Source organism: Companilactobacillus paralimentarius, assembly GCF_963227125.1.
GTDB lineage: Bacteria > Bacillota > Bacilli > Lactobacillales > Lactobacillaceae > Companilactobacillus > Companilactobacillus paralimentarius.
On the sequence record NZ_OY724131.1, the window covers coordinates 2,044,104 to 2,059,263 of the forward strand.

At 36.0% G+C, this 15,160-nt stretch carries 16 protein-coding genes; 4 read left to right on the plus strand and 12 right to left on the minus strand.

The genetic code is table 11. The features are described from left to right. Positions 1–53: 53 nt before the first annotated feature. From rplK to ACI6PB_RS10075, 12 genes are all read right to left on the minus strand, one after another. Entirely contained in the window at positions 54–476 is a 423-nt protein-coding gene (gene rplK, locus ACI6PB_RS10020; RefSeq protein ID WP_025085249.1) for a 50S ribosomal protein L11, read from the minus strand. Positions 477–595: 119 nt separating this feature from the next. Continuing rightward, positions 596–1,144, minus strand: a complete 549-nt coding sequence (gene nusG, locus ACI6PB_RS10025; RefSeq protein WP_054642516.1) for a transcription termination/antitermination protein NusG — start codon at positions 1,142–1,144, stop codon at positions 596–598. Positions 1,145–1,238: 94 nt separating this feature from the next. Continuing rightward, positions 1,239–1,424: a preprotein translocase subunit SecE gene (gene secE / locus ACI6PB_RS10030; RefSeq protein WP_025085250.1), complete on the minus strand. Its 186-nt coding sequence runs from the start codon at positions 1,422–1,424 to the stop codon at positions 1,239–1,241. 14 nt (positions 1,425–1,438) lie between these two features. After that, on the minus strand, positions 1,439–1,588 hold the full coding sequence (gene rpmG, locus ACI6PB_RS10035; RefSeq protein WP_075887434.1) for a 50S ribosomal protein L33: 150 nt from the start codon (positions 1,586–1,588) through the stop codon (positions 1,439–1,441). 81 nt (positions 1,589–1,669) lie between these two features. Further along, positions 1,670–2,233 carry a sigma-70 family RNA polymerase sigma factor gene (locus ACI6PB_RS10040; protein WP_025085251.1) on the minus strand — a complete coding sequence of 188 codons (564 nt, stop codon included), beginning with the start codon at positions 2,231–2,233 and terminating at the stop codon, positions 1,670–1,672. A gap of 180 nt (positions 2,234–2,413) precedes the next feature. Continuing rightward, positions 2,414–3,202: a 23S rRNA (guanosine(2251)-2'-O)-methyltransferase RlmB gene (gene rlmB / locus ACI6PB_RS10045; protein ID WP_056955888.1), complete on the minus strand. Its 789-nt coding sequence runs from the start codon at positions 3,200–3,202 to the stop codon at positions 2,414–2,416. Then, entirely contained in the window at positions 3,183–3,596 is a 414-nt protein-coding gene (locus ACI6PB_RS10050; protein WP_054642513.1) for a Mini-ribonuclease 3, read from the minus strand. The genes rlmB and ACI6PB_RS10050 overlap by 20 nt, the downstream gene beginning before the upstream one ends. Beyond that, positions 3,589–4,992 carry a cysteine--tRNA ligase gene (gene cysS, locus ACI6PB_RS10055; protein WP_404327377.1) on the minus strand — a complete coding sequence of 468 codons (1,404 nt, stop codon included), beginning with the start codon at positions 4,990–4,992 and terminating at the stop codon, positions 3,589–3,591. The genes ACI6PB_RS10050 and cysS overlap by 8 nt, the downstream gene beginning before the upstream one ends. 93 nt (positions 4,993–5,085) lie before the next feature. Beyond that, complete coding sequence (gltX, locus tag ACI6PB_RS10060) at positions 5,086–6,582, minus strand: glutamate--tRNA ligase (protein WP_025085253.1); 1,497 nt, start codon at positions 6,580–6,582, stop codon at positions 5,086–5,088. Next, positions 6,563–7,846 carry a PIN/TRAM domain-containing protein gene (locus ACI6PB_RS10065; RefSeq protein ID WP_404327378.1) on the minus strand — a complete coding sequence of 428 codons (1,284 nt, stop codon included), beginning with the start codon at positions 7,844–7,846 and terminating at the stop codon, positions 6,563–6,565. The genes gltX and ACI6PB_RS10065 overlap by 20 nt, the downstream gene beginning before the upstream one ends. 13 nt (positions 7,847–7,859) lie before the next feature. Next, entirely contained in the window at positions 7,860–9,233 is a 1,374-nt protein-coding gene (gene radA / locus ACI6PB_RS10070; RefSeq protein ID WP_309511215.1) for a DNA repair protein RadA, read from the minus strand. A gap of 19 nt (positions 9,234–9,252) precedes the next feature. Next, positions 9,253–9,795 (minus strand): dUTP diphosphatase, encoded by a 543-nt coding sequence (locus ACI6PB_RS10075; protein ID WP_025085256.1) that lies wholly within the window; start codon positions 9,793–9,795, stop codon positions 9,253–9,255. Between the two features lie 130 nt (positions 9,796–9,925). Between ACI6PB_RS10075 and ACI6PB_RS10080 the strand changes: the two genes are divergently transcribed. The 4 genes from ACI6PB_RS10080 (at position 9,926) to ACI6PB_RS10095 (ending at position 15,142) form a co-directional block, all read left to right on the plus strand. Then, positions 9,926–10,228 carry a GNAT family N-acetyltransferase gene (locus ACI6PB_RS10080; RefSeq protein ID WP_025085257.1) on the plus strand — a complete coding sequence of 101 codons (303 nt, stop codon included), beginning with the start codon at positions 9,926–9,928 and terminating at the stop codon, positions 10,226–10,228. Then, positions 10,228–10,917 (plus strand): ribose-5-phosphate isomerase RpiA, encoded by a 690-nt coding sequence (gene rpiA, locus ACI6PB_RS10085; RefSeq protein ID WP_404278159.1) that lies wholly within the window; start codon positions 10,228–10,230, stop codon positions 10,915–10,917. Before ACI6PB_RS10080 ends, rpiA begins: the two co-directional genes overlap by 1 nt. A 16-nt stretch (positions 10,918–10,933) precedes the next feature. Next, the gene (locus ACI6PB_RS10090) at positions 10,934–12,277 is read left to right on the plus strand and encodes an aminopeptidase C (RefSeq protein WP_025085259.1); all 1,344 of its coding nucleotides are present in this window, start codon (positions 10,934–10,936) and stop codon (positions 12,275–12,277) included. A gap of 441 nt (positions 12,278–12,718) precedes the next feature. Beyond that, complete coding sequence (locus ACI6PB_RS10095) at positions 12,719–15,142, plus strand: Xaa-Pro dipeptidyl-peptidase (protein WP_025085260.1); 2,424 nt, start codon at positions 12,719–12,721, stop codon at positions 15,140–15,142. Positions 15,143–15,160: the final 18 nt, after the last annotated feature.

The window sequence follows — 15,160 nt, forward strand, 5'->3', positions numbered from 1 at the left end:
CCCACTTGTTAAGAATGCTTTCACATCCCTGTAAACTGCTTAAATCTAGTCTTTTACTTTACTTCAAAGCCCATACTTCTTGCAGTACCAGCAACCATACGCATTGCAGATTCAACATTTGCAGCGTTTAGGTCTTTCATCTTGGTTTCAGCAATTTCGCGAACTTGGTCTTCAGTAACTGTGGCAACCTTATTTGTGTTAGGTTCGCCAGAGCCCTTTTCAACGCCAGCAGCTTTCTTCAATAGAACTGCAGCTGGTGGTGTCTTAGTAACGAAATCGAATGAACGGTCTTCATATACTGAGATAACAACAGGGATAATCATACCCTTTTGATCTTGTGTACGTGCATTGAAGTCTTTTGTAAAGGCAACAATGTTAATACCAGCTTGTCCTAAAGCAGGACCAACTGGAGGAGCTGGAGTAGCCTGTCCAGCAGGGATTTGTAATTTTACTACGTTAGCAACTTTTTTAGCCACGGTGCATACCTCCTTGTTCCGTGATGTGGTCATGATGAGAATCTAAATTTTCTCTCCCACATGTATGTGTCAAAAACATACCGTTTTATAGTAGCACGGTCTACTCGTCTTATCAATAACTATTTTTGTTTTTCAACTGATGTAAAGTCAACTTCAGCTGAAGTCATACGACCAAACATATCAACATCAACTTTAAGTTTTCTGTGTTCATCATCAATTTCAGTAATTTTACCGGTTGTATCTGAGAAAGCACCGTCAGTGATCTTAACTGTTTCACCAACTTCAAAGTCAGATGGTTGGTTTTGTGCGCTCATACCAAATTGACTTAAGATGTTATCAATTTCTTCAGGTAATAGTGGTGCAGGTTTACTACCAGAACCGTGACTGCCGACAAATCCAGTAACACCTGGTGTATTACGAACGATGAACCATGATTCATCAGACATAACCATTTCTACTAAAACGTAGCCAGGGAAAGTTTTTTCCATTTCTTTCTTTTCTTTACCGTTTTTCATTTTTGTTTCTTCTTCTTCAGGAACAACTGCACGGAAAATGTAATCTTCCATACCCATTGATTGGGCACGTGATTCTAGATTTTCCTTAACTTTATTTTCATATCCTGAATAGGTATGTAGAACATACCATTGTTTTTCGCCAGCTTCAGCCATAATTTCCTCCAAAATTCAAAATAAAAAAACTCCGAACCAAGTCGAAGTTTTTTCCGTTAATTCCATAATAGCAAATTTTTTGCGTACTTACAATCTATTTACCCATTACGAAATGTTGCAATAATGTAATTAGACCCCAATCAACTAATGCAAAGAAGATTGCATACATCAATGAAGTACCAATAACGGTCCATGTATCACGTCTATTTTCTTTGAATGTAGGCCAAACAACTAATTTCATTTCATCTTTGACGCTACCAAAAAATTTAAATAGTTTCATGTAATCCTCCAGAGTTATCTTGTTTCTTTATGTAGTGTATGTTTACCACAATGCTTACAGAACTTTTTAACTTCTAGACGTTCTGTTCTATTTGGGTTCTCAGTAATTGTGTAGTTACGTGAGCCACAAACAGTACAAGCAAGGGCGACTTTTCTTAATCCCATGTTTATCTCCAAAACTAATTTGTTTTAATCTTATTAATTGTAAACTCTGGAAGTAGTTTTGTCCATTGCAATCTCACATGACTATAGTTTCTGATCACGTTTTATCTTCTTTTTGCATCGGTTAGCAGCCTGTACAATCTGCTTTATATCACAACGAGCTTCAGTACAAGCCTCATGCAGTGAGACTTTCCCTAATAAAAATTGGAAAGCCACCAATTCTATACCACTCATTTTAGTAATAATTTTTTCCAGTTGATTAGAAACGTCAATACTATCATTGTCTTCAGCAACTTTATCATCGAATTTACCCTTATCAAGCAACTTATCATATGACTCTGTTCCTTGATTAGCTTTACGTTTGATAGCATTTTCGCGCCTGATAATATCTATAATATGATTCTGAAATTTTAATTTAAAAAAACTGCCGAACTTGGAACCACTATTTCCATCAAATAATTTACAAGTTTGATAACACACTAAAAAGGCTTCCTGATACCAATCATTACGATCATAACCATCAATGAAATACTTAATATACATATTATCGATCATTGGTCGATATCTTCTGACCAGTCTATCTAATGCTATCGAGTCATCTTTCTCTCTAATCAATTCAATCCATTGGTTTTCTTGTTCAACTTTCATTTCACTTTTTTACGAATAATAATTTTGTAATTTAAAAGTACCACCCACTCAAAGTAAATTTAAGCGAACACTTGTTTACAATAATTTAAATGTGCATATGAAAAATCATTTTATGAATAATTTTAAAATCTTTAATAAAAAAATTCTAAGCAAGAATTTATCTCACTTAGAATTATCCAATTAAACATTACGTGAAGCAAAAGCTTGGTACAACAGGATACCTGTTGCAACTGAGGCGTTCAAACTTTGGACATGTCCAACCATCGGAATATTCAAAGTTTGATCAGCTTGTTTCAACACTAATGGTGAAATACCTTTACCTTCGTTACCAATAATTAGAGCAACTGCTCCTTTGGCGTTCCAGTTACGATAGTTGTCACCTTCCATAGCTGTACCAAAGACCCAAACGTTACGTTTCTTTAGATCTTTGATGGTATTAACTAAATTAGTTACACGAACGACTGGCACGTGTTCAATGGCACCTGTTGATGTCTTAGCAACCGTTGAAGTTAAACCGGTTGAACGATGCTTAGGAACAATAATTCCATCCACACCGACGGCATCAGCCGTACGCATGATTGAACCTAGATTATGGGGATCTTCAATTTTATCCAAAATCAAAATGAATGGATCAGTACCCTTTTTTTCGGCGCTCTTGAAGATATCCTCCATTTCAGCGTATTGATAGGGAGCCACATAAGCAGCCATCCCTTGATGATTACCACCGTTACTAATATCATCTAACTTATTCTTAGGTACTTCTTGAACAATCAAACGATCACGTTTAGCTAACTTGATAGCTTCAGCGATATGTTCACTAGAAAGTCCCTTTTGAACCAAAACTTTGTTAACACGTTGATCAGCTGTAGCGGACTTCAATAATTCAATTACTGAATGTACACCATAAACTAATTCGTTTTCTTCTAAATTATTACTACTGTTGTTGCGTTTATTCGAATTTTCTGTCATCTGCTTCACCCACTTCTACTTCATTTATGCACCATTGTGCTAATTCTACAACTCGGTCTTTGTTGCCGGTAATATCTAAATAACCAAAAAGTGCTTCAAAACCTGTAGACATATGATAAGTGACGACACTTGTATTCTTAGCTTTAGTATATTTTTTAGCATTACGTCCGTTTTTATAAATTCTGATTTCTTCATCAGAAAGAATTCCCTTATCCATCATCAAAGTAATCAATGATGCTTGAGCTTTAGCGGAAACGTAGTGTTTGGCTTGTTTTTGTAGTTCATTAACTTTGGTAATATTTTTACCTAAAAGATGTTCACGAATAAAGACTTCGTAGACCGCATCTCCTAAATATGCCAAAGTTACTCCATTAAATTGTTTAACATCAGTCATTAATATGCCACCGTGTTCCTTGTGGTGTATCTTCAAGGATTACACCCATTTCTTTTAATTGATCACGTAATTTATCACTTGTCGCAAAATCTTTATCTGCACGAGCTTGGTCACGTTGATCGACCATTTCTTGAATTTCTTTGGAAAGGTCTTTTTGTTCATCCAATTTGATCCCTAAGATACTTGTCAATTCAGTCAAAGTCTTAAGAATCAATTCGACACTAGTCTTCGCTACCTCGTCTTGAGCGGAATAGTTATTAGCTAAACTAACTAGATTAAAGATTTCTGTCAAACCATTTTGAACATTGAAATCATCGTTCATTGCTGCTTTGAAATCAGCCACAATTTGTTCAACCTTTGCTTGAATATCATCAGTCTCATCAGTAGCACCATCAAGTCGGAACTTCAAGTTATTGTAAGCCGTCTTGATTTTCTCAAGATTATCAGCTGCCTTTTGTAAGTTCTTTTCTGAGTATTCAAGTGGACGACGATAATGTGTTGATGACAAGAAGAAACGCAATACTTGTGGATTAGTCTTTTGAACAAGATCGTGCACTGTTACAAAGTTACCGAGTGACTTACTCATCTTTTCGTTATTCTCAACAGTGACAAAACCATTATGCATCCAGTAGTTAACAAATTTCTGACCAGTTTTAGCTTCACTTTGGGCAATTTCATTTTCATGATGAGGGAACTCCAAATCTTGGCCACCACCATGAATATCAAAAGTATCACCTAAGTACTTAGTCGACATAACTGAACATTCAATATGCCAACCTGGACGGCCTTCTCCCCATGGAGAATCCCACTTAATCTCATTTGGCTTAGCTTTCTTCCACAAAACGAAATCAATTGGATCTTGTTTCTTGTCGAATTCAGTTTCACCAATATGTTCACTAGCACCTTCAACTAATTGGTCGATGTTTTGATCAGACAATTCACCATAATGCTGGAACTTTCTAGCACGATAGAAAACATCCCCATCAGATTCATAGGCATAACCCTTATCGATTAAAGCTTTGACAAAATCAATAATCTCTTGAATATTATCTGTAGCTCTCGGATTGATAGTGGCTTTTTGAACATTGATAGCTGCAATATCTTCATAGAAGGCTTTGATAAAACGGTCCGCTACTTCAGGTACAGTAATACCTTCACGATTGGCCTCTTTGATCATCTTATCGTCAACATCTGTAAAATTAGAAACAAATTTTACCTTGTAACCTAAAAATTCTAAATAACGACGAACTGTATCAAAAGCCACGATTGAGCGAGCATTTCCAATGTGGATATAGTTATACACCGTTGGTCCACAGACATACATTTTTACTTCATTAGGTGTTAATGGTTTAAATTCTTCTTTTTGGCGTGTTAATGTGTTGAATATTTTTAACATAATCTTCACCTATATAAAAAAGGGGTTGAGGCAAAACTAAGTTTTCCTTCAACCTCTTTTTGTTTTATTTATTTTGTATCTTAAAACCCTTGCCTATTTCATTTCAGCCAATGTCTTATCGATATTTGCTAAGGCTTGTTTCTTACCAAATAATTCGATTGTTTCAGCAATTGCTGGACCATGCATTGTTCTTGTAGTTGCAATTCTTGCTGGCATGTATAGTTTTCTACCCTTAACACCAGTATCAGCTCTAACTGATTGAATAGCATCCATAATTTGGGCAGCTGTGAAACGAGGTAATTTTTCTAGCTTACCTTTCAAATCTTCAATAGCTGTCTTTGCATCATCATCTTCTAATTCTTTTTGCTCGTCATCTGTTAGATGTTCTGGTTGATTGAAGAAGACATCTGCCAAATCAATGATTTGTTGTGTATAACTCATTTGTGGCATGTATAGTTCTGTTAAATGTCTTACCCATTGAATTTCATCTGTAGTTGGATCTTCTGAAACTCGTTTGGCTTCAACCAAGTTAGCTAGTACTAAGTCAGTGATCTCACTAACATCAGCGTGCTTAACGTATTGGTTGTTGACCCATTCTAGTTTCTTTTGATCAAACTTAGCTGGTGATTTGCTTAGACGATGTTCATCAAAGATCTTGATAAATTGTTTACGTGTAAATAATTCATCTTCACCAACTGGTGACCAACCTAATAGAGCAATAAAGTTAAACATAGCTTCTGGTAAGTAACCTAATTCACGATATTGTTCGATGAATTGGAGAATTGATTCATCACGTTTACTTAATTTCTTACCAGTTTCAGTATTAATGATCAATGTCATATGGCCAAACTTAGGTGCTTCCCAGCCTAATGCTTCATAAATCATCAATTGTTTTGGTGTATTGGCAACATGGTCATCACCACGAAGAACATGACTGATTTCCATCAAATGGTCATCAATAACAACGGCAAAGTTGTATGTAGGCATACCATCACGTTTTTGGATAACCCAATCGCCACCGATAGTATCTGAACCGATTGAAACTTTACCCTTTACGATATCGTCCCATTCGTAGTTCTTACCAACTGGTACGTGGAAACGAACAACTGGTTGTAAACCAGCATCTTCAGCTTCTTTGATCTTGGCTGCCTTTTCTTCTTCAGACATACCTTCGAATTCGTATTCGTAATGAGGCATTTGACCATGAGCTTCTTGGTCTTCACGCATCTTTGTTAGTTGTTCTTCAGTCAGATATGATTTGTAAGCCAAGCCTTTTTCTAGCAATTCATCAATATATTTTTGATAAATTTCTTTTCTTTCTGATTGGCGATAAGGACCATAGTCTCCACCAACATCTGGACCTTCATCCCAATCAACGCCAAGCCATTTAAGGTTTTCTAATTGACTCTTTGTACCACCTTTAACGTTACGTTTTGTATCTGTATCCTCGATACGAATTACAAAAGTACCTTTGTGACTACGTGCGAATAGGTAGTTAAAGATAGCTGTTCTAGCGTTCCCAATATGTAAGTGACCTGTTGGACTTGGTGCATATCTTACACGAATTTTATTATCTGACTTTTTTGCCATTTCTTTGTTCTCCCCTTTTACTTCTTGAGTTATTTCTATTTGAATTCTTATTACCATTATTATTGCGGTTATTACGTTTGTTACCACCGTTGTTATTATGGTTATTTGAATTCTCTTTAGAATCGCTCTTTTCTTGGATACCATGTATTGAATGCTTAGGTTTTGCAAATATCATCTTACCAGCGTCAGTTTGCAATGCACTAGTTACAACGACTTCAACATCTTTGCCAATGAAGTATTTACCTTCTTCAACAACGACCATTGTACCGTCTTCTAGGTATGCGACACCTTGCTCTCTTTCAGTACCCTCTTTTATAACTTTAACAGTCATCGTTTCTCCTGGCAAAACCATAGGTTTCAAAACTTTGGCTAATTCGTTAATGTTAAGTACTTGAACATTCTGAAATTCACTTACCTTACTTAAATTATAATCATTTGTGATGACAGCACCACCGATTTCTTTAGCTAATTTAAGTAATTTCATATCCACTTCTGGAATATTATCATAATCGCGTGTTGTAGTTGTGTAGTTGATACCTTTATCCATTTTCATTTCATTTAAAATATCAAGTCCACGACGACCACGTTCACGTTTTTGATTATCGCTGGAATCTGAGATCAATTGCAACTCATGTACAACGAAATCAGGAATCATCAACTTACCTTCCAAAAAACCAGTGTGTGCTAATTGATGAATTCGTCCATCAATAACAACCGATGTATCCAAAATTTTGTATGGATAGTAATCTTTTTTAGCTGAACGACGTGTAACTTCACCTTCTGAAGCTAAAGCTTCATTCTTTTCAGCTGCCGCTGGTGCAACTTTAGTATTACGTTTTGTGATTGAGAAATTGCTCCAATCATTTCGACGACTTGTTCCCATTCTGAAACCGATCCAACCAAAGACGATCATTAAGATGACGGGAATAACATTTGAAAACATGTTACTCATCATATAGAAAGGTATGGAAATGATATTGGCTAATACTAAACCACCAATTAAGAATCCAGCACCATAAATGATCCACCCTGGTGAACGAGAATTCAAATACTTCTCAATTCTTTGATTTAATTCCAAAATTGGTTTAACAAACAAGAATGACAAGAAATAAAATACAATACATCCAATAAGTCCATCAAAATAACCGTTATTAACAAAAGCAATTCCTGCTAAACCTGAAATTTCCCATAAACTTGGTAAAACGGTAATTCCGACGGCGATACCAAGTAATGCAAAAATTATATTTACTACGATCTTTCGCATATATGCCTCCTATTTAAAATATTTTGTTCATCGCATCAGTTACGGTACTGACACCAACAATTTGAATCTTATTATCTTTAGACCAATCTCCCATATTATTCTTGGGAATAAAAATACGCTTGAAACCTAATTTTTCTGCTTCATTTACTCGTTGATCAATTCGATTAACACGACGAATTTCACCGGTCAATCCAACTTCACCTACAAAACAATCAGTTCCTGGGATACCCATATTTTTATAACTGGAGGCAATTGACATCGCTAAAGCAAGATCAATTGCTGGTTCATCTAATTTAACGCCACCAGTTGATTTCAAATAAGCATCCTGATTTTGGAGCATCAAATTACCACGTTTTTCTAGAACGGCCATAATCACTGATACTCGGTTATGATCCAATCCCGTGGCGGTTCTTTTGGCATTACCAAAAATTGTAGGAGTGATCAAAGATTGGATTTCAACCAAAATTGGTCGAGTTCCTTCCATTGAAACTACTACCGCTGAACCATTGGCATCCGCTAAACGTTCCTCTAAGAAAATTTCTGATGGATTAGATACTTCCACCAGACCCTTAGTCCGCATTTCAAAAATACCAATTTCATTCGTTGAACCAAAACGGTTCTTAACAGAACGTAAGATTCGATAACTATGGTGTGTGTCCCCTTCAAAGTATAGAACAGTATCCACCATGTGTTCCAATATTTTTGGACCAGCAATGGCGCCACCTTTAGTTACATGTCCAACGACGAAAACAGTAATGTTGTCCTGCTTAGCAATATTCATCAATTCAGCTGTAACTTCTCTGATTTGAGAAATACTCCCCACGGCAGAAGTAATTTCTGGTTCATCCATTGTTTGCACAGAATCAATGATTAAGTAATCCGGATGCATTTCGTTGATTGTTTGACGGATATAACTCATATCTGTCTGAGGGTACAGATATAGATCTTTACCCGAAATACCCAAACGATCAGCTCGCATCTTGATCTGTGAAGCACTCTCTTCACCAGAAACATATAACACTTTACCACCAGTATTCGCTAGTTGTCCTGAAACTTGTGTTAACAAAGTTGACTTACCAATACCGGGATCACCACCAATCAAAATCAAAGAACCGGGCACGATACCGCCCCCGAGAACTCGATTCAATTCAGATAAATCTGTCTTAACACGAGGTTCCTTTTCAAAGGAAACATTATCGATACTAACTGGTTTGGACTCTAAATCACTAACCCGACGGCTAGGAGTTGCTTTAGCTTTAACAGATTCAGGATGATCTACTTCCTCAACCATCTGATTCCAAGCACCACAGTTAGGACAACGTCCTAAATATCTAGGTGAGACGTAGCCACAATTTTGACATACGAATTTTGTTTTAGCTTTTGCCAATAAAATAGTTCCTTTCTTATTATATTCCTGAAGAACCAAATCCTCCATTGCGTTTCTTCAATCCGCCTTCATCCCCATCAGTTGTTAAATAATTGATGAAGATACCTTGGGCTAATCGTTCACCCTTTTTAACTTTGTAATCTACAGGGAAAAAGTTGATCAATTGAACGAATAATTCTCCCTCATTACTTTCATTATTATAGTAATCAGCGTCTACTACACCAATACCATTAGGAATAGCTAAGCCACGTTTTAAAGGATTACTGGAACGACTAGCAATGATCAATACTTCATCTTCTTGCATATAAGCCTTAACCCCAGTTGGTACTAGTACTGGTTTAATTGATTTTTGAACTTCAGCCAATTTGTCATTATCCATTTTACCTTTATTTAAAATGAACTTTAAAACATTAAAGAAACCAAATTTCCAAATTGAAGGAACCACAAAGTCTTCAGCACTTTCAATGTCATAACCGGCAGCATTTTTAGTTTGACGAACTGGTAAATTAATTCCCTTACCTTCGTATTTTTTCACAATCTCGAATCCACGTTTTTTAGTCAAATTGAAAACTCCTTAAGCATTAGATAACTAAAATAATAGCATTTTAGCCCATATAAAACTATTGATTACACTGACTTTCTTCTTATAATAGAGTAATATTAAAATAAATAATTCAGCAGGAGGTAATTTTATGGAATTAAATCATGAAGATGGACGTTTTTATCTTGAAGACAATGGCAAAACAATTGGTGAATTAACCTATTCTAAGGTTGAAGATAATATTATTTCACTTGATTACACTTACGTTGACGAGGCTTATCGTGGTCAAGGTCTAGCTGGTAAACTCTTCAATGCAGTTGTCGACTTTTCTGACCTTAAGGGATTAAAGATTGTTCCCGTTTGTGAATACGCTAAAGCCGCTTTTGAAAACAGACCAGAAATCAGATTTTTATTAACTGAGAATTACCAAAAGCTCTTAAAGGGGGAAAAATAGTGAATCAAGATGAATTAAAGAAAGCAGTCGGTATTAAATCTGTCGATTACTTCAAAAGTGATATGGTAGTCGGCCTTGGTACTGGCTCAACCGTTTATTATATGATTGAAGAACTTGGACGTAGATACCAAGCTGGCGAGATCAAGAATATCGTTGCCGTAACTACTTCTTCACGTTCTGAAAAACAAGCTAAAGAATTAGGCATCCCAACTAAAGATTTAAACGAGGTTGATCATATCGACCTTACTATCGATGGTGCTGACCAAATCGATAAAAACGGTCAAGGTATCAAAGGTGGCGGTGGTGCTCACCTACTTGAAAAAATGGTTGCTACAAACTCCACTCGTAATATTTGGATTGTTGATCAATCAAAGATGGCTGACACATTGGGTAGTTTCCCATTGCCCACTGAAGTAATTCCATTTGGTTGTGAAAAGACCTTTACTGATCTTGAAAAAGAAGGATTGAATCCTCAATTCCGTCTCAATGAAGATGGCAGTCGTTTCCTTACACATAACAAGAATTACATCATTGATCTAAAAATTGGTGAAATCAAACATCCACATTTGTTGGCAGATTGGTTAGATCACCAAGTTGGAATAGTTGCACACGGACTATTTCTTGATATAGTTAATACTATTATCGTCGGTTATGAGGATGGACCTAAAGTAATCGACAATATCAGATAAAAAAGGAGAATTTTGTATGACAAAAGAAATCACATCATCAGACTTAGATAAATTTCAAACTGCATTTGACAATACACCAGGTTCTTCAGCTATCAAAAACGCTGTTGCTAACAATGGTTTATTCAAATCAAGTGAAACTATTGCTTCTAAAGTAGCAATGGACCCCACTTTCTCAGTTGAATTGGATACAGGTTCAGTTGCGGATCAAAAGCAATCTGGACTTTGCTGGGTATTCGCCGCATTGAACACAATGAGACACCCACTTCAAAACAACTTCAAGATCAAGGGCTTCGAATTATCACAAGGATACATGCTTTTCTGGGATAAACTCGAAAAATCAAATTACTTCTTTGAAAATGTTATCAACACTGCTGCTCTTCCAACTGGCGACCGTAAAGTTGACTTTCTTATGACAACACCTCAACAAGATGGTGGTCAATGGGATATGGTTATGGCTCTTGTTCAAAAATATGGTGTCGTTCCAAAGAGTGTTATGCCAGATACATTCAGTCGTACAAACTCCTCTGAATTAAACAACGTTCTCAATAAAAAATTACGTAAAGATGCTATCATTCTTCGTGACTTTGTTAATAACAACAAGTCTGAAGAAGATATCGAACGTAAAAAGAATGAATTACTAAGCGAAATTTACAAACTTCTAGTTTACACAGTTGGTGTTCCACCTACTAAATTTGACTGGGCTTACCGTGATGACGATAAGAATTACCATAAAGAAACTGGTATCACACCTCAAGAATTCTTCAAGAAGTACGTTGGCTGGGATCTAGACAGTTATATCTCAACTATCAACGCACCAACAGCTGATAAACCTTACAACCACGTTTATACAGTTGAAATGCTAGGTAACGTCGTTGGTGGTCGCCAAGTTCGTCACTTAAATCTTGAAATCAATGACTTCAAGAAATTAGCTGTTAAACAATTACAATCTGGTGAATCAGTTTGGTTCGGTAGTGATGTTGGTCAAAGTTCTGATCGTAAGATTGGCATCATGGATACAAATATCTACGACCTTGAAGGCTTACTAAATACTGACCTTAAGATGACTAAGGCAGAACGTCTTGATTACATCGAAAGTATGATGACACATGCTATGGTACTTACAGGTGTTGATTTGGATGAAAATGGTAACCCACTTAAGTGGAAAGTTGAAAACTCATGGGGTGAAAAAGTTGGTAACAAAGGATACTTTGTTATGAGCGACTCATGGTTCGATGAATATGTTTATCAATTAGTTATCAACAAGAAATTCTTAAGCGATGACCTTAAGAATACTTTTGAAACAGAATCAAAAGAACCAAAGGTTCTAGCTCCTTGGGATCCAATGGGTGCTTTAGCTTAATTAAAATTTAAATCAAAAGAACGGCTTCCATTAAGTATTCAAGATATATTCTTTACTTGAATCTCTTAATAGAGGCCGTTTTTATTTTACTAAACTAATCATTTTACAAAATTACGTATTAAACATACCTACCTCAAGAAAAATAATTAAAATATTTAGTCTGGAATAAGAATTGGAATGTGTTCAGTTATGAAATTGTTGTTGATGGCTTTGTCGCTTACAATAAGGCTAATCTTGGAGATCCATAATTTTGCCGAAGGTGAAATTATTAGCTTCAAGTCATACCCATAGTGTTCTAACACATTTCCAATTTTTGCGGAAGACGGCCATTCAACCAGGCTTAAAAATTGTCTGTCTTGACACGTCTATGCTATTGAATTATTCGTAAATTTACTATAGAGTGCTCTATAATGAAATTAATATTTGTGAAGGGGTGTCAGTATGAAAAACAATCAATTTGCGATTCGTCCAACTCTATTTGGCGATCAGATTACAGAATTAAAAGAAATTGGTTTTTTAGATAAAGATAATAGTAACGAAAATGATCCTATTAAATTATGGAAGAGTTTCTTGAGTAAGACTTTTATTGAGGCTAAAACTTCCTCTAATTTTGAAGAAAAATTACATACTTATATGGCAACTCCAGATCAAAATTTAAGTGAGTACCTCGATTCATCGATCAAAGTTTCTGTACAAACATTTTATAATGTTGCATTACAGTTATTAAAATTTAACCCAGATGTCGATTTTTCATTTAAGGATCCACTAAAAGCAATGGAAAAAATCCAATTGCCAATTGCTGACCATCAAGGAAACAATTTTTCCCCTGATGAATTAAAGTCAGCTTGGTACTGGCTTTTGGCTACCCATAATAAAGACGGCCAAACTTATATTGATTCGTTGGCTGCCAAAGGCTATTTCACTCCATTCTACGGTAAAGTATCAAAGCCTATGCTTTTCAACGGTAAAACACTTCCTGTCTTTGATCCGCACAAATTAATCCGTGAAGTCGTCTACGTTGAATCGCCTCAAGACAGTGATCATGATGGCAAACGTGATCTATTGAAGGCTGAAATCTTACGTCCTTATGAAACTGAAAATGGTCTCAAAGTACCAGTCCTTTACACTGCTAGCCCCTATAACCAAGGTACTAACGATGAAACCGGTGAAAAACTAACTCACAATGTAAATGTACCATTAAAACATAAGATTCCTAATGATCTGAATTACGAAGATATCGAATATCACGAATCATCTGATTCTCTACCTTTAGCTCGTAATATTAATGGTGAAACAAAAAAAGCTGAGGAAACTTTCTCCAGAGAAAGTTCTTATACTTTAAATGACTACTTCCTAGCTCGTGGTTTTGCAGTTATTTACATGGCTGGTATTGGTACAAAGGATTCTGACGGATTAAGAACCACTGGTGATCCCGAAGAAACCATTTCTACTATTTCCATTATCAAATGGCTAACTGGTGACTTACCTGCCTTTACTAACAGAACCGATAATATTGAAATTAAAGCCTGGTGGTCAAACAAAAAAGTCGCTATGACAGGACGTTCTTACCTAGGAACTTTGGCAACTGCCGCTGCTACTACTGGTGTTAAGGGATTAAAAACTGTTATCAGTGAGGCTGCTATCTCAAACTGGTACGACTACTATCGTGATGGCGGTTTGGTGATCGCACCCGGTGGATTCCCTGGTGAAGACGCCGATGTTTTAGCCGAAGAAACCTTCAGTCGTCGTTTACAACCTGGTGACTTTAATGAAATCAAAGGCAAATGGAATCAAAAGATTGAAGAAATCCAAAAAGGTGAAGATCGTGATACTGGTGACTATAATACTTTCTGGGATGCTAGAAATTATCATAAGAACTTCAAAAATATTACAGCCGATGTTTTTATGGTTCACGGACTAAATGACTGGAATGTTAAGCCTCGCAATGTCGAAAGATTATGGAATGGAATTAAGCATAACGGTGTTACGCAAAAAATCATTCTTCACCAAGGACAGCATATCTACATCAATGCCTTCCGTTCCATTGACTATAGTGACATTATTAACTTATGGTTGACACATGAACTCTTGGGCATCGACAATCAAGCTAAAGAAATCATTCCTGATGTTATTGTTCAAGACAATGTTGAACCAGAGACTTGGACAGCACATTCTGATTGGGCAAATTCTGATGATAAAGAGATCAAATATAACTTATCGAGTGATAAATTAACTACCGATAGTGTTACTTCTGATTCCGAGTCATTTGTTGATCAATTACCTGAAACAGATTTTGAATCTTACCGTGATGACAACGTTACATGGGAACAAGATCTTATTCATGGTAATGACAAATTGGCTCACAACCAATTAACATTCAAGACTGCTCCTTTAACAAAGGAATTATTGTTAGATGGCAAAATTAACGTTAATTTGAAAGTCGCTTCAAGTGAGAATCTGGGCATGCTAAGTTTTCAAATAATCGACTATGGTAAAACTAAACGCTTCAATGTTTCACCTACTCTTTTAGCAAAAAATAGTTTAGCTGGAACCTATGATTGGCGTGAGGATGATCTACGTGAATTTACTCTGGGTAAAGAATCTTCGGCCAAGATGATTACAAAGGGTCACATTAATCTACAAAATCGTGAAAATAACTATAAAATTAATGAATTAAACCCCAACATCTTCTACAATATAAACGTTGAACTTCAACCAACTTTTTACAAGTTACAGACTGGTCATCAATTAGGGTTAATCATTTACGCAACTGACTTTGGAATGACAGTTCGTGGAAATCAAAATATTAAATATACAGTTCAATTAGACCAATCTTCATTGTCTGTTCCTTTGCATGAGGACTAATCTAAGAGTGTTATTTTA